This window comes from Vagococcus hydrophili, assembly GCF_011304195.1.
In the GTDB taxonomy this organism is placed as follows: Bacteria; Bacillota; Bacilli; order Lactobacillales; family Vagococcaceae; genus Vagococcus; species Vagococcus hydrophili.
Genome location: NZ_CP049887.1, coordinates 1,312,952 through 1,331,415 on the forward strand (window position 1 = coordinate 1,312,952; position 18,464 = coordinate 1,331,415).

Below are 18,464 nucleotides of genomic sequence, written 5' to 3' on the forward strand. Positions count from 1 at the left end.
CTACACCTCCGAATTTAATTCAAAAATCTCTTCCACACTAAGTTCAAAATAGCTAGCAATTTTAAGTGAGAGCTCTAAACTGGGATTGTACTTCATTTTTTCAATGGCAGTCATGGTTTGTCTTGAAACCCTCAAACTATCTGCCATTTCATTTTGTTTAATCCCACGAGTTTCTCGAATGTCTTTAATTTGATTTTTTACGGTAATAGTCATTGTTAGCCTCCTTTTTACTATGAGTAAAGATATCTTTACGTATAGTGTAATTCTTTTTGTACAGAAAGTAAAGTTATCTTTACTTATATTTTGTGGACTCGAATAATGTCACAAGTTTTTTTGTGACAATCAACGAAATAAGAGTTATAATTAAAAAGAGGTGATAGACTTGGAACGGATAATAATTAATATAAATAAAGCTATTGATAGAAGTGGAGTGACTCATGAAGAGCTTTCTAAAAAAATGGAACTCTCACGTAGTTATGTGACAATGATTTTAAAAGGTGAACGAAAAATAAATAAGGAATTAGTTGTCTGTTTTTCAGAAGCCTTATCATTAAGTGTGGAGGAATTATTTTCTTTTGATTTAGATCAAGAATATGAAGTTAGAACTCGAGGAGAATTTAAAACGAGAGCATCGAAAAATAAATTGGCGAAATTGAAAGTAAGAATGGACGACTATTTAAGATTGAAAGGTATGTATGAAAATGAATACATTGACTAAAAAAGATATTCATAACAATGCTAGAAATAGTGCTATTTTATTTTTAAATGCTATAGGAAGTAAAGATTTTATAGGTCCAACGTTAAGTACTATTTTAGATATCAAGAAAATAATTTTGATTAAAGATGTTATTGAAGATCCAGAAGCTGAAGGATTTAGTGCGAAAAAACAAGGAGAAAAATTTTTATTTGTTAACACTAAGTTTAATCAACGACTTCAAAATTTCACCATTGCTCATGAACTATTTCATTTAGATGAAATGATAGTCCAACTAGAAGATGATCAGGAAAATGAGCGAGCAGCAGATCATTTTGCAGCAAATATTTTATTACCAGAAAATATACTTTTTGATAAGAAGAGAGCTTTAGAAAATTTAGGCTTAAAGGAAATAGAAGTTTTCTTTAAATTAGCTGATTTATCAGAAGTCCCTTATGAAACGTTATTTGAAAGATATAAGGAACTGAAAATAAGTGTGATTGTTTTAAAAAGGGAGTTAGAGCTAATGAAGGTTAAAGCTGATAATCCATTTTTAGGAGAGAAAGAAGAGGGATTTCAGCAGTTACGAAAAACTTATATGATAGATGAAGTGACCCTTGATAAAGCGAATTGTGAGACTGCTTTTGTGAAATTAGACATGTTAACTAATTATTTTGAAAATACTGGTACAGGACATGGGAAATAAATTAGCAACCTTTATTGATACGAATATATTACTATATATTTTCACGTATCAAAAACAGGATGTCTTTCAATGGATTGATGAATTATATGACACTATCTATGTTCATAAAGATATTTTAGAGGAGTTAAATAGTCAAAAGAGTAAAGAGATTATTGAAGAAAAAATAAAGAGTAACTCTAAATGGGTGTTGTTTGACCCAGAAGATGAAAATCGACTAACAGATGATGAGTACACTATCTACTTAGAAATATATAATGAAATACGTAGGCAATTTACGGAGTATAAGGAGCTACGATTACATAAAAATACAACAGATTACGAGATTACGGCGATATAGGAATTTTGGCGGGATGTTTATTTTTAGAGACAACGATTATTACCTCCCATGATAGTGATTTCAAACAAGTGATTCAGACAAACGATTTGAAAATATCTTTTGGAAAAGAAGAGATTCCAGATGAAGAAATAGTTATTCATGATTTGCTAGTTTTAGGGAATCAATTGATTCAACAAAAAATTTGTAGAAGAAGTGAGTATCGAAAATTTATCAAAGCTATTCTTGGAAAAAATAGCTTTGATATTATCGATAGACAATTAGTTGATGAGATGAATGAAAGGTGAGCGGTATGATGTGAGTCATTTCGCTTCTTTTTTTCAACTTTTACCCTTTAACGTAAGTTCGATACACAATATTGTTGATAACCTTAACGTCTTTCACACGGAGTCCTAAAGGTTCTTTAACGGGTTTAAATAAAGGAACCCCTTCGCCTAAAATCACAGGAATGGTTGCCAATTGATACTCATCAATCAGATTGGCATCCATAAGAGGTTGCACGATACTCGCACCACCTACAACGAAAACATCTCCGCCATCAGTTTCTTTTAAGTTATTAACAATATCAACGACAGATTGATCAGTGAAAATTAGTTTTTCATTCGCTTCACCAGAACGAGAGGTTAAAATATAAGATGTACTATCACTATAAGGATAATGATCAGGTGAAAGAACTTGAGTAACTTGATCATAGGTTGTTCTACCTAGAATAACCGTATCCACATGTTGATAAAAATCTTCATAAGAGGTATCTGTTTCAGAGTTGTCCACATTTGTGGATAACCAATCAATCCCCCCTTTATTATCAGCAATGTAACCATCTAAACTTGTCGCGATATAAAGAATAATTTTTCTATTTGTCATAAGACACGCTCCTTTTTATTTCTATCTTAAGTATACAAGGCTATCCCTTGTTTGATAAGAGACAAAACTGTATAATGTCGCTATAAGAAATGTGAAAAGAGGGTTGAAAATGAAAGAAAAAAGTATGGATATGCGAATTTGGCAATCTTTTTTTGAAATGATGGTAGATGAAAAATATCAATTTAGCCAAATTCGAGTAAAAGAAATATGTGAGGTAGCAGATATTCACCGTTCCACGTTTTATCGTCACTTTGAAGATAAATATCAACTTTTAGAGTTTGGCTTATTTGTTCTTTGGAATGACTATTTCGAAATTGATGAACGAGACAAATTTTATACCCCATTTAAAACTTCTGTTGATTTTTACGAAAAATCGGAAGCACAGCGTTTAATTAATCGAAATTATTTAGATCAATCCTTTATTGAAACAGTCGACGCTTTTTTCTTGAAACAAATGTCAGCTTCATTTGGCGTCATTTTAAAAGAAGATAGTAGAAATGGCTTACCGAACGATCTTTTAACGAGGCACGTTGCAAGCAGCATTCAGATGTTAGAGGAGTGGGCCTTTCACCAAGAGGAAGAAATAACACCTGATGAGTTAGATAATTACTATAAAATATTAATATTGGATACTTTGGCGTTGAAATAGCTTTAATTACTATCTTTTGCGTATTTTTTATCGTAAAATGTAGATATTACTCTGTAAAAAAAATGGAGTTAGAGGAGGTTGTGAATGTTTTATGCTTGATTTTTGGAACCGATTAAAAGCTAACGACACCGCTCGGAGAACGTTGGTTTTAATCTCAGTTTGTATCATTTTGTATCTCATTAGAAATATCTTAAGTTTAGTTTTATTAACCTTCATATTAACTTACTTAATTTTAAGAAGTGTGGACGGAATTCATAAGTTAATTAAGATACCTAAAAAAATAATAGTGGTGCTAGTTTACTTACTGATAGTCGTCTTTCTATACTTCTCGGTGACAGTCTATGTCCCAAGATTATTCAATCAAACCGTTAAAATGATCGAGGAAGTTTTCTCATTCTATCAACGAATGAACAGTGATAACCGCTTGTTCGAATGGGTGTTATCAAATGTGAATTTCCAGGACATTAAACAGCAATTAACCACAGGTGCTAAAGTTATCTTTAGTACCATTACGAGTATTGGCTCAATGGGGATTACCTTCTTTATGTCATTTATTTTAAGTTTCTTTTTCATTATCGAAAAAGAATGGGTGACCGACTTTGGACGTGCCTTCTTCAATAGTAAGATTGGCACATTTAGTAAAGATGTGGGTTACTTAGGTAAAAAATTTGTGAATACATTTGGTGTGGTGATTGAAGCGCAATTTATTATTGCCATGATTAATACAATCTTAACAACATTTGGCTTGTACTTTATGAAATTCCCTCAAGATCAATTACTAAGTTTAGCTTTAATGATTTTCTTACTAAGTTTGATCCCAGTAGCAGGTGTGATATTGTCATGTATCCCATTAAGTTTAATCGCCTATACCAATGGTGGCGTTCATGATATCATTTACGTCCTCATCATGATTATGATAATTCACGGGATTGAGTCTTACTTACTGAATCCTAAATTAATGAGTAGTAAAACAGATTTACCTGTTTTCTATGTGTTTATTATTTTAATGTTTTCAGAAAAATTCTTCGGTATCTGGGGACTGATTATTGGAATTCCAGTCTTTGTGTTCTTATTAGATTTACTTGAAGTCAAAACAAATCATAAGAAACCAACATTACCAGCAATAAGCCTTCCCATGAAGGAAAAAAATGAAGAAGAAACGTAAATAAAAAGATTGTGAGTCAAGTTTTTTAAACTTCGCTCACAATCTTTTTTGTTATTTTTAATTTATCAGAAAGCGTTGACATCTATTAAGATGAATTATATACTTATTGTGAAAAAAATAACAATACAGTAAGGAGCGTTGGATGGAAACTTTATTTTTAGGAATTATTGTTGGTTTTTTATTTGGATTTCTATTGAAAAGAAGTCGTTTTTGTATGACAGGAATTATTAGAGATATGTATTTAGAGAAGAAAAAAACAAATATTTATTTGGTGTTAACTGTTATATTTATTCAGTCAGTGATCTATTTTTCTTTCGTTGGCTTAGGATTGATTCCAGAAACTGAATATAAGAGCTTTTCTGTCATGGCTATTATGTTGGGAAGTTTTATCTTTGGTTTTGGTGCAGTGATGTCTCAAGGGTGTATCGTAAGCACCTTGATTAAAGTTGGTGATGGTAGGCTAGTGGGACTGATGTCTTTACTGAGTTTCATGTTGTTTACATCTATGTCTAAAAAAGGAGTCTTAAATGGATGGATAGAAGGAACTCAAAGTAAAAGTCAACTATCAGATGATCTGTTAGAGAAGCTGAGTATATCGCCAATTTTAGTGGTTATCCCAATTACAGCATTGGTTTTAGTTGCTTTGTTTAAAACGAATAAGCCGAAACCTAAAAAATTTGTGATGCCCACTCAGTATACTGGTGCGAGACATTTGTTCTTTGAAAAAATTTGGAACAAAAAAATCACAGCAATTCTCTTTGGTATCTTAGCAGGATTGGGTTGGTATGCAAGTAATTTAACAGGAAGAAATGGTGGTTTTGGTATGACGACACCGATTTTTTCATGGTTTGATTTCTTAACAACTTCTAATTTTGAAGGTATCAATTGGGGCAGTTATTTTGTGTTAGGGATTATTGTCGGTTCATTTTTATGTACATTAGGTAGTCAAGAATTTTGGTTAAAAGGAACAGACGGAGCGACGCTATTAAAAGCTTTTATTGGTGGTGGTTTAATGGCCTTTGGTTCAGTTATGGCCCAAGGGTGTTTGATTGGTAATGGTTTAGTTGGGACAGCTACCTTATCAATAAAAGGCTGGCTAGGGTTAATTTTTATTAGTTTTGGTATTTGGTTTGGAACATTTATTTTTTATAAACAAGGTGAAAGGAAGTTATCAAGATGACAAAAGAGATTAATACGAATGGATTAGATTGTCCAATTCCATTGATTAAACTAAAAGAGGCACTAAAAGAAAGTCAAGATGGAGAAGTAATCAAAGTATTATTTACCTGTCCAGAAGCCGTAGAAAATTTACCAAATTATGCAGAAGAACAAGGACATGAAGTGTTAGACTTTAAAAAACTTGGTAAAAAAGGTTGGGAAATTACTGTTAAAAAGTAAAAGGATGTGGAAAAAGCGGTTAGCTTTTGGAACACCATCTATCATAGATTAAATAAAAAATGTGAGTGAAGTTTTAAAAACTTCACTCACATTTTTTTACATTTCGAAATTTCTAAATCTAATAAACGTGATTAATTCTGAGATACCGGCGATTAGTAAAGTGATACCAAAGAATTGGAAAAAAATCATAGCTGTTGAGAAAGGATTAGCAACAAGTAAGATACCAGCTCCAATCATCACACCACCGTAAATACACATTGGTAACCAACGAACGTTAACATATTGTCTTAATTTTAAAGATTGAGATAAACGAACTCCACCACCAATGATAATCATGATTCCTAATAGGAAAGGAAGAGCTGCGACTAAAGGTTTCGCAAATAGGAAAAGAATAAGTGCGAAAATAAAGTAGAAAATAGCAATCGGTGTTGCCGAATTATAGCCATTTGTTTTATTTTTACGCGCGCTGATTAAGTTGAAAATTCCCATTAAAACATTGTAAGAAACAATCAAGTATAAAATCATTTGAGACACTTTGTTAGGTTCAAGAAAAATCGCAATACCAAGTAAGATATAAGCAATACTTCTAAGTAAAGCATGTTTTTGAATTGATTTGAAAAAAGAAGCCATAAGAATCATTCCTTTAAATTAGTTTGTAAAACATAAGATAACTTTAATCATAATAACGCAAAAAATCAAGAGAAAACCTCTTGATTTTACATAGAATCTTTAAAAACGTCTTTATTTTTAGCAAAGTAATCGACACCTGAATAAATCGTAAAGGCTAAACAAGTGTAAAGCATGATTTGATCCAGTGGAAGACCTAGACTAGCAAAAGGAACGTTGTTCAGTAATAGCAAGATAATCGCTACCATTTGTGTGGCTGTCTTGATTTTTCCAGGCCATGCAGCTGCCATCACTTCGCCACCTTCAACAAGAAGTAAACGTAAGCCAGTTACAGCTAATTCACGACAAACAATCACTGCTACAATCCATGCTGCAGCTTTTCCTTGTTCAACTAAGACGATGAAAGCTGTCATGACTAACATTTTATCAGCTAATGGGTCAGCAAATTTACCGAAATTAGTGACTAAATTGTGTTTTCTAGCAATTTTACCGTCTAACCAGTCAGTAATACTTGCTACAGCAAAAATGATCGCGGCAACGAATTGAGTGACTTCAAGTGACGTACCTAAAATACTGACTTCACCCCAATTTAATGGGACAACAGCGACTACGATGAAAATCGGGATCATGAAAATTCTTAATACGGTTAACTTATTTGGTAGGTTCATCTTATCTATTGACCTCTTTCTCTTCGATTGAATTATTAGTAGTAGCACTATTCAACTTCAATGTTATCATTTTTTTGCCTGTAACGGGAGTTTTTTCGTTGAATTTTAATTGTTCTCCGTTCACACTAATTTTAACATTGTTGGCAGCACCCACAATAATATCAAGAGATTCTAAACCTTCAGGAGCAATCGTTTCTAATTCTTCACCTGGTTGAATCGTATATTGATAGAATAATTCTTGTGTTGTTGTTGATTGAAGACCAACCCACGCAGGACCTTCTAAGCCTTTAAACGTTACTTTCACAGGTTGTTTAACGTTCTTAGCCGTGTAAGTTGCCAAGTCGCCAGTATCGGATTCTAAAGCAAAAGAACTTTTTTCTTTTTTCTTTTTCTTCTCTTCTTTGGTTGAATCTGTTGTCGAAGACTCACTTGTTTTTTCTGAGCTGTCTGTTTCTTTTTCAGAACTTGCCTCAGTAGAAGAGTTAGAACCTTGGACAACCGTTGTTTTCTCAGGTTTTGGCACGATAGGTCCTTTTTCAGAATCTAACATAATCGCCCAAGTAATCGTTCCAACAATTGCTAGAACAACTAAAACTAACAGCGTCACAGGAATATAAGATTTAATGGTTGTTTTCTTTGAATTGGTTTCGTTGTATTTAGACTTTCTAGAACCTCTTACAGGTAAAGAAAGAATCATGGTATTTGATAAGCCTTTATTTTCTTCTTCAGGTTTACCATCTAAGCGACGTAAAAGAGGCTTAGGATTTAGACCAACGGCTTCAGCAAATTGTCTAATGAATGTTCGCGTATAGTAATCACTCGGCATCGCATCAAAATCATTGTCTTCAATAGCCTCTAAGTAGCGACGTTGAATTTTAGTTATTTTCTGTAAATCACCGATTGTCAGTCCGCGATCTAAACGGGCTGCTTTTAATTTTTCTCCAATCGTTTCCAAATGTATGCTCCTTCTTTCTATACTAGTCAATCAGGTGATTGACGGTGGCTTTTACGCTTTTAAATTTAGGTCTCAAATAGCTCTTAATAACGACTATACAAAAGATTTAAGTATTTGCCAATCCGACTAGGGACTGAACTTAGGCTCTTTCTTTTGGATAGATGAAGAAACGACTTAATCCATCAGGACGGACAAAGTTTTCTTGAGCTTCTAGGACATCTTTTAGTTCAATGCTATCAATGACTTCAGCAAAATCAAAGAGGGTTGTTTCACCAAATTTCATACTACTAAATTGGTTGGCAATATATTCCAGTGAATCAAGTGATTGCAAGTGTTTACCCATCATTTTTCGTTTAGCTAAATTTAAGTTACGCTCAGTTAATTCGGGACTGTCTTTTGATTTTAAAATCAAGTTAATCATTTGATTAGCAAAACGTTCAGGTTCATTGGTATCAGTACTAAAATCAGCAAAATGGAAACTACGATCTAGTGTGAATTCATAAGAAAATGAATCATCAATTAGGCCGTCATTGTACATTTCTAAGTAACTAGCAGAAGTATCACTAAAAAGTAAATGGAGTAATAATTGTAAGCTAGTTTGATATTTTAATAGCTCGAATCCGTCTTCTGGCAATGTATCAAGTCCTTTTAAGCCAACAATCGCTTTAGGTCGGCTGACTGACAACTCAATGCGATCTTCTTTGATGATTTCCTTAGGTGTTTCAACCGGGAAACGTCTTTTGATTGGTTGACTTGGAACAAATTCTTTTTGAGCTTGGTTTTCTATAATGAACGTCATTAATTGTTCAGGTTCTAAGTTCCCCACAATAAATAAATTCATGTTACTTGGGTGGTAAAACGTATTGTAGCAAAGGTATAAATCCTCAGCCGTAATGTGTGTAATACTTTCTTCCGTTCCAGCAATATCAATATGAAGTGGGTGTTTAGGATACAAATTGTTAAGTATACCAAAGTAAAGACGCCAGTTAGGATCGTCTTGGTACATTCTGATTTCTTGGGCGATGATGCCTTTTTCTTTATTAACAGATTCGTCAGTAAAATAAGGGTCTTGAACGAAATCTAGAAGTGTTTGGATGTTTTGTAAGGTATTATCCGTACTTGAAAAAAGGTAACTTGTACGCGTAAAGCTAGTAAAAGCGTTACTTGAGGCACCTTGGCGACCAAATTTTTGGAAAACATCTTCGTCTTCTTTTTCAAACAATTTGTGCTCTAAAAAATGAGCAATCCCGTCAGGAACTTTGGTAAAATCTTCTTGACCTAAGGGAACAAATTCATTGTCAATGGAGCCGTAATTGGTAGTAAACAGCCCATATGTTTTATGGAAATCTGGTTTAGGAAGTAAGGTTACTTCTAGACCATTATCCAGTATTCCAGTGTAAAGTGTTTCTTTAATTGAAGGGTAAAAAATCTTTTTCATCATTAATTTTCCTCTCCTTCCATAAAGTAAACAGCTTGTAAGCGGACATGTTTTGCCACTTCTTGAACGTCTTGAATAGTAACCGCGTCAAGACGAGCTATCCATTCTTCTTGAGTAATATCAGCCGCAGGGACTTTTAATTTTAAATAAGCCTGCTCCATTAAGTTACGTTGATTGTCTTGTCCTAATAAATAGTGATTTTTTAACATCACTTTTGTTTGATCAAGCGCTTCGTTTGTTACTTTACCAGCAACTAATTCTCGTAATTGTTCGTTAATTAAACGTAAAACTTTCTCACGGTTTTTACCATCAATACCGGTTTGAACTGTCACTAATCCTCTAAAAGGTTCTAGCGAACTACTAGCATAATAAGCTAAGCTATGTTTCTCACGTACATTTAAAAATAATTTAGAGTGAGGGAAACCACCGAATAGCCCATTAAAAATCATCAACGCAAAATAAAGGTCATCGTAATAATAGATGTCACAATGATAAGCGAGATTTAATTTTGATTGGACAACAGGTAATTGTTCCATTTTTTGGTGAATAATATTTTGAAACGGTTGTTGATAAAATAAAGGAGTAGCGATATTTTCACGGTCAGTAAAACCAAAATCTTTAAAGACGCGCTGAACATATCCTTCAGCTACGTCACCAATGACCATAATATCAACTTTATCTGTGGCAATCATTTCTTGGTAGTAACTTGCAAGAGAAGCAGCAGTTTCTTCTTTGATTGAGTCAATATCACCAAAACTAGGTGTTTTTTGACTGCTTGAGCGGTTAAAGAATAAATTTTGTAATGAAAGAGCAGCATAAGTTTGCTTATCATCAAAAATTGAATCAATATACTCGATTAAATTTTCTTTCTCACGTAGAAAAGTTTCTTGATCAAAAGCCCCATCAATAATATGAGGGGAGAAAATAACTTCTTTTAAAAATTCAACCCCAGATTCTAAAACAGAAGTACCACTTGGGACTAAATTGTCGTTGATAATGTTCAGGCCAACGGTAAAATAATGTTGATTTCCGTTACGGCTAATACCTATACCAAAACCAGCGCCGTAAAGGTCAGATAACTTTTTACTGATGGCTGTTTGGTTAGGAAAGTTCAAGCTGTTTGTTTCCATTAAGCTTGCTAAAAGTGATCGTTTACTACTAGTTTCTTTATTTAAAGGTGCCGCAAAACGAACTAAAAGGCGGACCGTTTTATATTTATTAGTTGGGAAAACATGTAAATTCACGTTTTTGTTTAATTCATAGGTCATGGATCTAATCTCCTTCGTTGATCAGATAGGTGTCTTCATTTTGTAAAATAAGATACACCCACTAGAGTACCAAAAATCATTCGATATTGGTAGGGAAAAGCTAGATTTTAAAATGAAAAATACAATTTTAATAAAAGATTAAGGTTTGCAATAAACGACATCTTTTTTCTATCTTTACAATATCTTATCATATATTACAAATAGGTTACATGTCAAATCAAAATAAATGAAAATTAACACTTGTTTTTGTATAATAAACAAAAAGGGGAGAGTGATGCGTATGTTAAAAGAGTTTAAAGAATTTATTTCACGAGGAAGTGTTCTAGATTTAGCAGTCGGGGTAATTATTGGGGGAGCGTTTACGAGTATCGTAACAGCGTTAACTGCCAATATAATTACACCTTTGATTAATTTAGTAATCAAATGGATTACTAAATCGAAGGATATGAAAGATGCAACAAAAGGTATGATTTTAGATGTTAACGGAGTAAAATTTGATTACGGTTCAGTGATTTCAGCAGTGATTACTTTCTTGATTACCGCATTTGTTTTATTTTTAATCATTAAAGCAGTGAACAAAGCTAACAAGATTGTTCCGAAAAAAGAAGAAGAGGTTGAAGAGGAAGAAGTGGAACCAGAAACGTCTGAAGCTATTCTAAATGATATTCGTGACTTATTAAAAGCTCAACAAGAAAACAACAACAAAAATACGCCAGACAAATAGTCTGACGTATTTTTTTAATGATATAATAAGGTTGTCGCCCATCCTATAGTTTTTGCGACTGAGGGAGGTGCTATAAATGTACGAATATCTAATCTGCCCCCTTCTTGTAGGTTTAATTGTGACTTTATTTGATTATTGGCTAAATAGTCTAAACAAGAAGTAAAGAAAATAGTGGCGACATTAGCCCACAAAAAATCCCCAAGAGAATCCTACCTCTCTTGGGGATTAGTGCTATAAATGTACTCTATCTGCAAATTCATTATATCATATTATCAATCATATGACTATTTGGAGTTAGCTAGTCATTAAAGAGTAGCGTCTCAAAAGAAAATAAAAAAATCACGAAAATTAAATAAATAATTTTCGTGACGTCATACTTATTTTTTTGATTCGAAAAGTGGACTTACTGGTTTGTTTTCGTGGATGCGTTTGATGGCATCTCCCATTAATTCACCAACACTTACGATTTCAATTTTATCTGATTTTTTATCTTCAGGTAAAAGAATTGAATCTGTGATGATTAATTTTTCGATTGAAGAATTATCAATTCGGTCAATCGCAGGACCTGAAAGGACAGGGTGAGTACAACATGCAACAACTTCAGTTGCGCCTTTTTCTTTTAATGCTTCGGCAGCAAGCGTAATTGTTCCAGCAGTATCAATCATGTCGTCAATCAAGACACATTTTTTACCTTTTACTTCCCCGATGATGTTCATTACTTCAGCAACATTTGCTTTTGGACGGCGTTTATCAATAATAGCAATCGGTGATTTCAAGCTTTCTGCTAATTTACGAGCGCGAGTTACTCCACCGTGATCAGGAGAAACAACAACAACGTCATCGCCTTCATAACCATGATCTTTAAAGTAATCAGCAAGTAATGGAGCAGCCATTAAGTGATCCACTGGGATATCAAAGAAACCTTGGATTTGAGACGCATGTAAATCAAGAGTTAACATACGAGTCGCTCCAGCTTTTTCTAGCATATTAGCTACTAATTTAGCTGTGATTGGTTCACGAGAACGAGCTTTACGATCTTGGCGTGCGTAACCGTAATACGGCATAACAACGTTGATTGTTTCAGCACTCGCGCGTTTAAGAGCATCAATCATAATTAGTAACTCCATTAAATGGTCATTTACTGGGTTGCTTGTTGATTGGATTAAGTACACGTGACCACCACGGATACTTTGTTCGATATTGATTTGAATCTCACCGTCGCTGAATTGTTTCACTTCAGACTTTCCTAATTCTACTCCAACCGCGTCTGCAATTTTAGCTGCAAGTGGTTTATTTGAGTTTAATGAAAATATTTTTAGTCTTGGATCAAAGTAATGATTAGACATGAGGACCTCCGCTTTCTATTTCTATAACTGTGATTATTCTTCCACCTAAATAGTAGTCATTTTTTACGAATAAATCAAGTGATTTCCTATCTTTTTATTCGTTATATGGCATTTTTTTAGAATAACCATCTAAATTTGATTGACGACTACGAGCAATTCCAAGGGCGTCATCAGGGACATCTTCAGTAATGGTCGAGCCGGCTGCAGTCGCGCTGTTAGTACCGATTGTGACTGGTCCAATTAAATTGGTACCACTGCCAATAAAGCTGTGATCGCCAATCGTTGTATGGAATTTATTTTTTCCGTCATAGTTAACAAAAACAGTGCCACAACCCACATTAATATCTTTTCCTAACGTCGCATCTCCCACATAAGTTAAATGTCCGACTTTAGAGCCTTCACCAACCGTTGCCTTTTTAATTTCTACAAAGTTCCCAATATGAGCATTTTCAGAAATAATCGCTTCTGGACGTAAGTGAGCATAAGGGCCCACGTCAGCGCCGTCTTTAACGATGGCATTTTTAAGCGTTGAAGAATAAATTTTAACGTTGTTGCCAAGGGTTGAATTTGAAATATCTGAGTTGGCACTAACAAGACAGTTATCACCAATGACCGTTTGACCGCGTAATACCACACCAGGTTCGATTAGAGTATCTTGTCCAATTACAACATCACTTTCGATATAAGTCGTACTTGGGTCAATAAACGTTACTCCATTGCGCATATGATCTTCGTTAATACGAGCCGTCATAATTTGGTTGGCTTTAGCAAGTGCTACACGGTCGTTGATTCCCATAGACTCATCTTCTGAATCCATCACGAAAGCTGTCACGATTTCACCTTGATTTTTCAAGATACTGATCACGTCAGGTAAGTAGTACTCGCCTTGAGCGTTGTCATTGCCAACATTATTTAAAGCTTCGAATAAAAATTCATTATCAAAACAATAAGTTCCCGTGTTAAATTCGTTAACTAACAATTCAGCTTCAGAAGCGTCTTTGTGCTCAACGATTTTCTCAACTAAGTTTTTATCGTTACGAATAATACGACCATAACCAGACGCATCTTTTGCTACAGCAGAAAGAATCGTTGCTTTAGCTTTTGTTTCTTCGTGATGTTGAACCAATTTGCTTAATGTATCAGAAGTTAAAAGAGGTGTGTCACCACAAATGACAAGGGTAGTTCCTTTTTTATCTTTTAATAAATCAGCCGTTGCAAGAACAGCGTGTCCTGTCCCTAATTGTTCTTTTTGTAAAGCGTATTCTGAACGGTTACCCACATGCTCTTTCACCATTTCAGCACCAAATCCGACAATAGTGACAATTTCATCTACGTTAATTGCTTCTACTTGCTCAATAACGTGCTCAACCATTGGTTTTCCTGCAACTGGATGAAGAACTTTATATAAAGAAGACTTCATACGTGACCCTTTACCAGCTGCTAAAATAATTGCATAACGATTTTCCACTTATTTAACACTCCTTATTTTCATTCAGACTAAACTAAAGTTTTCAGTTCATTGTACCAAAAAAAGAGCTTGAAAGACAAGCTCTTTGTGTATTTCTAGGACTAGACCAATTTATTTGTTGTCAGCCTCTTCAAAATAATTACCAGGAACAACTGTAATATTCTTCGTTCTAGTATCCACATCTTTCACACATAATAGTGATGTGTAATCTTCAATCATGCGACGACCGCTGAAAGTTGATTCAGCAAAAACAGTGATACCCACAAGTTCAGCTTCGAATTCTTCAATCAAAGCAGTCATTCCGTTAACTGTTCCGCCACCTTTCATGAAATCGTCCACTACAAGAACACGTGAACCACGTTTTAAGCTACGTTTTGATAATTCCATTTTTTCGATGCGCTCAGAACTACCTGAGACATAGTTGACACTAACGGTTGAGCCTTCCGTAATTTTAGAATCGCGACGTACGATAACGAAAGGAACATTTAAGTAATGTGACACAGCTTGCGCAATTGGTACACCTTTTGTCGCTACTGTCATAACAGCATCAATTTCTTTTCCTACATATTGAGAGGCAATAATTTGACCAATTTGTTTTAATAATTGTGGTTCACCAAGTAAATCAGAAAGATAAACATACCCACCAGGTAATAAACGATCTTGTTCTGATAAACGCTCACATAAACCATCCACCATTTCACGGGCAGTGTCAAAAGGAATTTCAGGGGTGAAAATAACCCCACCAGCAGCACCTGCCACTGTTTCTAGGGTTCCAAAACCACGGTCTTTAAAGGTTTTTTTAATAATTGTTAAGTCTTCACTAATAGATGATTTGGCTGACTCATATTTTTTTACAAAAAAAGTTAAAGGAGTCAGAGTGTGCGGGTGGCTTAAAATATAAGCGGTCATATCGATCAATCGTTCACTTCGTTTTATCTTCATAGTACAACTCCTTCATTAGATTAAGTATTATTAACCATTATAGTATGTTTGAAGTAAAAAACAAAGTATTTTTGAAAAATAAAAGAAAATGTTCGGTAAATAAAACAAAAATAAGGATGACCTTATCTTTTATTTTAGAAAAAGAGTAAGGCAATCCTTATTTATGTTTATTGTAATGGAGCGTTAAATAAACAATGTGAGTCCGTAAGATAGGATAATGGAGAAGGCAGTAATCGCGAAACCTGGAATAATGAAGCTAAATGGTTTCGTTCGTCCTGTTTTATCTAGCTCGCAGGCTAAAAGCAAGGTTGGTTGTGCTGGAATGATGAAATTAATATTCAAACATTGAACAATAATGATTAATGTAATCGGCGAGATATTTAAACTTAAAGCTAGTGGGAAAACAATTGCTGCAACAGCAGTTTGAGCTCCGACAATCATAGCGACAAACCCACAAATCAAAATAATTACCCAAGGGTTACTTGCTAAAATCTGACCAATCGTTGTTTGAAGAACGACTTGATTACCAGGAGAGCCAAAGACCGTTGCGCCGACCCAACCAAGACCAAGAACAATCAAAGCGGCACCGAGAGCGTTTCTAACTGCAGAGGTTGCTAAAATGGTTTTTGATTTCACACTGAAAACTAGAATATTAATCGCAGCAGATAGGTACATAAACATTTGAACTAAATCAGAAGCGGCAATTTTAACGACTTTATCATCTACTTTGTATTGAGGCAGTAAATCCGGCATTAAACCAAAGAGGATAATACAGAACACACAGCCAAGAAAAACAAAAGTAGAGTATTTTGCTGATTTAGAGTGAGATGTGGCAATCGTTGACGCTTCGTATTCGTCTAGGACACTTTCGTCGAAAGGCGTTTTTTTCTCTAATGCCATAAGAATCAGACTTAAAATAACAATTGCAGCTAAAGTCGAAGGTAAAACGATACCTAAGTAAGTCACAAGAGAAACACCAAACGGCATTAAAAGCATGATGACAAAAGCAGTAGAAGAAGAGGCCGGGCTACATAATAGCGCCATGTTGGAAGCTAAAACGGAACTGATTAGAGCACCTTTTGGATTTACTTTTGATTTTGTGGCAGTTTCAGCAATGATCGGCTCTAAAGATAAACTAATCATGGCAGTTCCCATACCAAAAACGAAAATAAAACAAACAAGAGGAGCGACTAAGGTGATAATTTTTGGAAATCGGCGAATAATTTTGGTGGCAATGGATATCATGTAATCCATTCCCCCAGAAGCTTGAAGCGCCCCACTAGCGATACCAATGGAGATAATGATGAGGACAGCCGTTACAGGGGGTGCTGAGGGTGGTAAATGGAAAACAAATAACATAATAAAAAGTGCAACAACAGAAGCTACCCCAGAACCAAGCGTTCCTCCTTTAACCAGACCTAAAATAATTGTACAGGACATAATCAATATTTCGATTAATAATAAAACCATAAAAATTCCTCCTTTTTATAATTAATTACTAGTCAATAATATTAGATATATGTCCTGTTACCAGAATGATAGGATGATATAAATAACAGAACATCATCTAATATAGTTAAACTTTAACACACTTAAAAGCGTTATCAAATAACAATAAGTATAATTAAATGAACGAAAACATAGACAACAGAAACCTGAATATATGTATAAAAAAACCTCTATGCGAGTTTTGGGTCGCATAGAGGTAATCTGTTAAAAAAGATATTTATTTTTTGGTGGATTTCTTTTTCAAAATTTCCATCACATTAACAAGAATGAAGATAAAAATAAAGACTAACGTAATCGTCGCCCCAGGTGGTGTATCCAGTTGATAAGAACCAATCAATCCGGAAATCATCCCAATAAAGCCAACAATAATACTAATAATAATCACCCAGTTAAATGTTCGACCAAGTTTCATAGAAATCGTCCCTGGTAAAATCATAATTGCGGAAACCAGTAAAGCACCAGCAATCGGAATCATTACCGTAATCGCGACACCTGTAATCACATTAAACAATGTCGAAAGTAAGCTAACAGGTAAACCGTCCACGTGTGCAGTATCTTCATCAAAGGTTAAAACGTACATTGGACGCTTTAAGAAGGTGAAGAGTACAAGGACAACCACCATTAAAATGCCTAATATCTTCACTTGATCCCAATTAATCGTAATGATCGAACCAAATAAATATTGTTGGATATTCATTTGAGACTCACCTTTGTTTAAATTCATTAAAACAAGAGCAACAGCCAAGCCACCAGACATTAAAACAGCAGTGGAAACTTCTGAATAAGAGCTATACAGCTTGCGAATATATTCTAACGCCAACGCCGAGATTACCACTACAATTAAAGTGGTGATGGTAGGGTTCATATTAATGAAGAAACCTAAAGCAATCCCTGCTAAGGAAACGTGAGACAAGGTATCTGCTAAAAGTGACTGACGACGAAGAACGAGAAAGACACCTAAAAGTGGGGCAATCACTGCCATGAATGAAGCGGCAATGAGGGCACGTATCATGAATTCATATGAAAACATCTCCATTCTGTGTCCTCCTTTCTAACTAACTGGATATGACGATCCATGTATTCTTTAATATCTTCGTGATCATGAGTAATCATTAAAATCGCTTTTTGATGCACATGAGAACTGTGACGCAGTAATTTATAGAAAGAGCGACGTGACGCCTCATCCATCCCAGTCGTTGGTTCATCTAAAATAAATAAATCCGGGTCAGATGCAAAAATCCGTGCTAAACAAATACGTTGTTTTTGTCCACCGGATAATTCGCCAATTCGTTTATGGCGCATCTCCCACATATTCACAGACTTTAAGGCTTTCTCCACATGCTCATGATCTGTTTGGTTCAAACGCTTGAACCACTTGCCACGACTAAAGCGACCAGACTCAACCATTTCTAAAACTGTACTGGGAAAACCAGCATTAAATGAGGCAATTTGTTGGGGGCTATAGCCAATTTTTAGTTTGTTTCCTTCTATATTAGTAGAAGAAATCGTAATATCACCTTTAGCAGGTGTTAAAAGGCCTAAAGTATTTCGAATCAAGGTGGATTTCGCCGCGCCGTTCTCACCAGTTAAGATGACAAACTCACCAGCATTCACATGATAAGAAATATCCTGAAGGACAGGTTCTTCACCGTAGTAAAAAGTTAATCCTTTAACATCAATATATTTCATAGGAAGATTCCTTTCTTTTT

General features: G+C 34.6%; 23 protein-coding genes. 10 read left to right on the forward strand and 13 right to left on the reverse strand.

Annotated features, from left to right (window positions below; translation table 11 throughout):
• Nucleotides 1–213, reverse strand: coding sequence for a helix-turn-helix transcriptional regulator (locus tag G7082_RS06670; protein WP_455345762.1), 213 nt, complete (start codon nucleotides 211–213; stop codon nucleotides 1–3).
• 169 nt (nucleotides 214–382) lie between these two features.
• Between G7082_RS06670 and G7082_RS06675 the strand changes: the two genes are divergently transcribed.
• The 4 genes from G7082_RS06675 to G7082_RS06690 are packed head-to-tail and all read left to right on the forward strand — an operon-like array spanning nucleotide 383 to nucleotide 2,021.
• Nucleotides 383–718: a helix-turn-helix domain-containing protein gene (locus G7082_RS06675; protein WP_166034343.1), complete on the forward strand. Its 336-nt coding sequence runs from the start codon at nucleotides 383–385 to the stop codon at nucleotides 716–718.
• Nucleotides 711–1,400 carry an ImmA/IrrE family metallo-endopeptidase gene (locus G7082_RS06680; RefSeq protein WP_166034344.1) on the forward strand — a complete coding sequence of 230 codons (690 nt, stop codon included), beginning with the start codon at nucleotides 711–713 and terminating at the stop codon, nucleotides 1,398–1,400. The genes G7082_RS06675 and G7082_RS06680 overlap by 8 nt, the downstream gene beginning before the upstream one ends.
• The gene (locus tag G7082_RS06685; RefSeq protein WP_166034345.1) at nucleotides 1,390–1,737 is read left to right on the forward strand and encodes a PIN domain-containing protein; all 348 of its coding nucleotides are present in this window, start codon (nucleotides 1,390–1,392) and stop codon (nucleotides 1,735–1,737) included. The genes G7082_RS06680 and G7082_RS06685 overlap by 11 nt, the downstream gene beginning before the upstream one ends.
• A gap of 5 nt (nucleotides 1,738–1,742) precedes the next feature.
• Nucleotides 1,743–2,021 (forward strand): hypothetical protein, encoded by a 279-nt coding sequence (locus G7082_RS06690; protein ID WP_166034346.1) that lies wholly within the window; start codon nucleotides 1,743–1,745, stop codon nucleotides 2,019–2,021.
• Between the two features lie 40 nt (nucleotides 2,022–2,061).
• Here the strand turns inward: G7082_RS06690 and G7082_RS06695 are convergent, their stop codons facing one another.
• Entirely contained in the window at nucleotides 2,062–2,598 is a 537-nt protein-coding gene (locus G7082_RS06695) for a dihydrofolate reductase family protein (RefSeq protein ID WP_166034347.1), read from the reverse strand.
• A 109-nt stretch (nucleotides 2,599–2,707) separates the two neighbouring features.
• Here G7082_RS06695 and G7082_RS06700 point away from each other — a divergent pair, with 109 nt between their 5' ends.
• The 4 genes from G7082_RS06700 (at nucleotide 2,708) to G7082_RS06715 (ending at nucleotide 5,810) form a co-directional block, all read left to right on the forward strand.
• Nucleotides 2,708–3,247, forward strand: coding sequence for a TetR family transcriptional regulator (locus tag G7082_RS06700; RefSeq protein ID WP_166034348.1), 540 nt, complete (start codon nucleotides 2,708–2,710; stop codon nucleotides 3,245–3,247).
• A 91-nt stretch (nucleotides 3,248–3,338) separates the two neighbouring features.
• Nucleotides 3,339–4,412 carry an AI-2E family transporter gene (locus tag G7082_RS06705; protein ID WP_166034349.1) on the forward strand — a complete coding sequence of 358 codons (1,074 nt, stop codon included), beginning with the start codon at nucleotides 3,339–3,341 and terminating at the stop codon, nucleotides 4,410–4,412.
• A gap of 142 nt (nucleotides 4,413–4,554) precedes the next feature.
• Nucleotides 4,555–5,592 carry a YeeE/YedE family protein gene (locus G7082_RS06710; RefSeq protein ID WP_166034350.1) on the forward strand — a complete coding sequence of 346 codons (1,038 nt, stop codon included), beginning with the start codon at nucleotides 4,555–4,557 and terminating at the stop codon, nucleotides 5,590–5,592.
• On the forward strand, nucleotides 5,589–5,810 hold the full coding sequence (locus tag G7082_RS06715) for a sulfurtransferase TusA family protein (protein WP_166034351.1): 222 nt from the start codon (nucleotides 5,589–5,591) through the stop codon (nucleotides 5,808–5,810). Before G7082_RS06710 ends, G7082_RS06715 begins: the two co-directional genes overlap by 4 nt.
• Before the next feature lie 96 nt (nucleotides 5,811–5,906).
• On the opposite strand, the gene G7082_RS06720 is transcribed toward G7082_RS06715, so the two are convergent.
• The 5 genes from G7082_RS06720 to yfmF form a co-directional block, all read right to left on the reverse strand.
• Nucleotides 5,907–6,440 carry an HdeD family acid-resistance protein gene (locus G7082_RS06720; RefSeq protein ID WP_166034352.1) on the reverse strand — a complete coding sequence of 178 codons (534 nt, stop codon included), beginning with the start codon at nucleotides 6,438–6,440 and terminating at the stop codon, nucleotides 5,907–5,909.
• A gap of 86 nt (nucleotides 6,441–6,526) precedes the next feature.
• Nucleotides 6,527–7,105 carry a CDP-diacylglycerol--glycerol-3-phosphate 3-phosphatidyltransferase gene (pgsA, locus tag G7082_RS06725; protein ID WP_166034353.1) on the reverse strand — a complete coding sequence of 193 codons (579 nt, stop codon included), beginning with the start codon at nucleotides 7,103–7,105 and terminating at the stop codon, nucleotides 6,527–6,529.
• 1 nt (nucleotide 7,106) lies between these two features.
• On the reverse strand, nucleotides 7,107–8,060 hold the full coding sequence (locus tag G7082_RS06730; protein ID WP_166034354.1) for a RodZ domain-containing protein: 954 nt from the start codon (nucleotides 8,058–8,060) through the stop codon (nucleotides 7,107–7,109).
• A gap of 139 nt (nucleotides 8,061–8,199) precedes the next feature.
• Nucleotides 8,200–9,498, reverse strand: coding sequence for an EF-P 5-aminopentanol modification-associated protein YfmH (yfmH, locus tag G7082_RS06735; protein ID WP_166036034.1), 1,299 nt, complete (start codon nucleotides 9,496–9,498; stop codon nucleotides 8,200–8,202).
• A 2-nt stretch (nucleotides 9,499–9,500) separates the two neighbouring features.
• Nucleotides 9,501–10,766 carry an EF-P 5-aminopentanol modification-associated protein YfmF gene (yfmF, locus tag G7082_RS06740; RefSeq protein ID WP_166034355.1) on the reverse strand — a complete coding sequence of 422 codons (1,266 nt, stop codon included), beginning with the start codon at nucleotides 10,764–10,766 and terminating at the stop codon, nucleotides 9,501–9,503.
• Nucleotides 10,767–11,046: 280 nt separating this feature from the next.
• Between yfmF and mscL the strand changes: the two genes are divergently transcribed.
• Both mscL and G7082_RS06750 read left to right on the forward strand, forming a co-directional pair.
• Nucleotides 11,047–11,490 carry a large conductance mechanosensitive channel protein MscL gene (gene mscL / locus G7082_RS06745; RefSeq protein ID WP_166036035.1) on the forward strand — a complete coding sequence of 148 codons (444 nt, stop codon included), beginning with the start codon at nucleotides 11,047–11,049 and terminating at the stop codon, nucleotides 11,488–11,490.
• A gap of 76 nt (nucleotides 11,491–11,566) precedes the next feature.
• Entirely contained in the window at nucleotides 11,567–11,653 is an 87-nt protein-coding gene (locus tag G7082_RS06750; protein WP_166036036.1) for a type I toxin-antitoxin system Fst family toxin, read from the forward strand.
• A 214-nt stretch (nucleotides 11,654–11,867) separates the two neighbouring features.
• On the opposite strand, the gene G7082_RS06755 is transcribed toward G7082_RS06750, so the two are convergent.
• From G7082_RS06755 to G7082_RS06780, 6 genes are all read right to left on the reverse strand, one after another.
• A complete protein-coding gene (locus G7082_RS06755; protein WP_166034356.1) occupies nucleotides 11,868–12,836 on the reverse strand; it encodes a ribose-phosphate diphosphokinase in 969 nt (322 codons plus the stop codon).
• 94 nt (nucleotides 12,837–12,930) lie between these two features.
• A complete protein-coding gene (gene glmU, locus G7082_RS06760) occupies nucleotides 12,931–14,304 on the reverse strand; it encodes a bifunctional UDP-N-acetylglucosamine diphosphorylase/glucosamine-1-phosphate N-acetyltransferase GlmU (RefSeq protein WP_166034357.1) in 1,374 nt (457 codons plus the stop codon).
• Between the two features lie 111 nt (nucleotides 14,305–14,415).
• A complete protein-coding gene (gene purR / locus G7082_RS06765) occupies nucleotides 14,416–15,246 on the reverse strand; it encodes a pur operon repressor (protein ID WP_166034358.1) in 831 nt (276 codons plus the stop codon).
• A gap of 183 nt (nucleotides 15,247–15,429) precedes the next feature.
• Nucleotides 15,430–16,716, reverse strand: coding sequence for an anaerobic C4-dicarboxylate transporter family protein (locus tag G7082_RS06770; protein ID WP_166034359.1), 1,287 nt, complete (start codon nucleotides 16,714–16,716; stop codon nucleotides 15,430–15,432).
• Between the two features lie 256 nt (nucleotides 16,717–16,972).
• Complete coding sequence (locus G7082_RS06775; RefSeq protein WP_166034360.1) at nucleotides 16,973–17,791, reverse strand: metal ABC transporter permease; 819 nt, start codon at nucleotides 17,789–17,791, stop codon at nucleotides 16,973–16,975.
• Nucleotides 17,764–18,444, reverse strand: a complete 681-nt coding sequence (locus tag G7082_RS06780) for a metal ABC transporter ATP-binding protein (protein WP_166034361.1) — start codon at nucleotides 18,442–18,444, stop codon at nucleotides 17,764–17,766. Before G7082_RS06780 ends, G7082_RS06775 begins: the two co-directional genes overlap by 28 nt.
• Nucleotides 18,445–18,464: the final 20 nt, after the last annotated feature.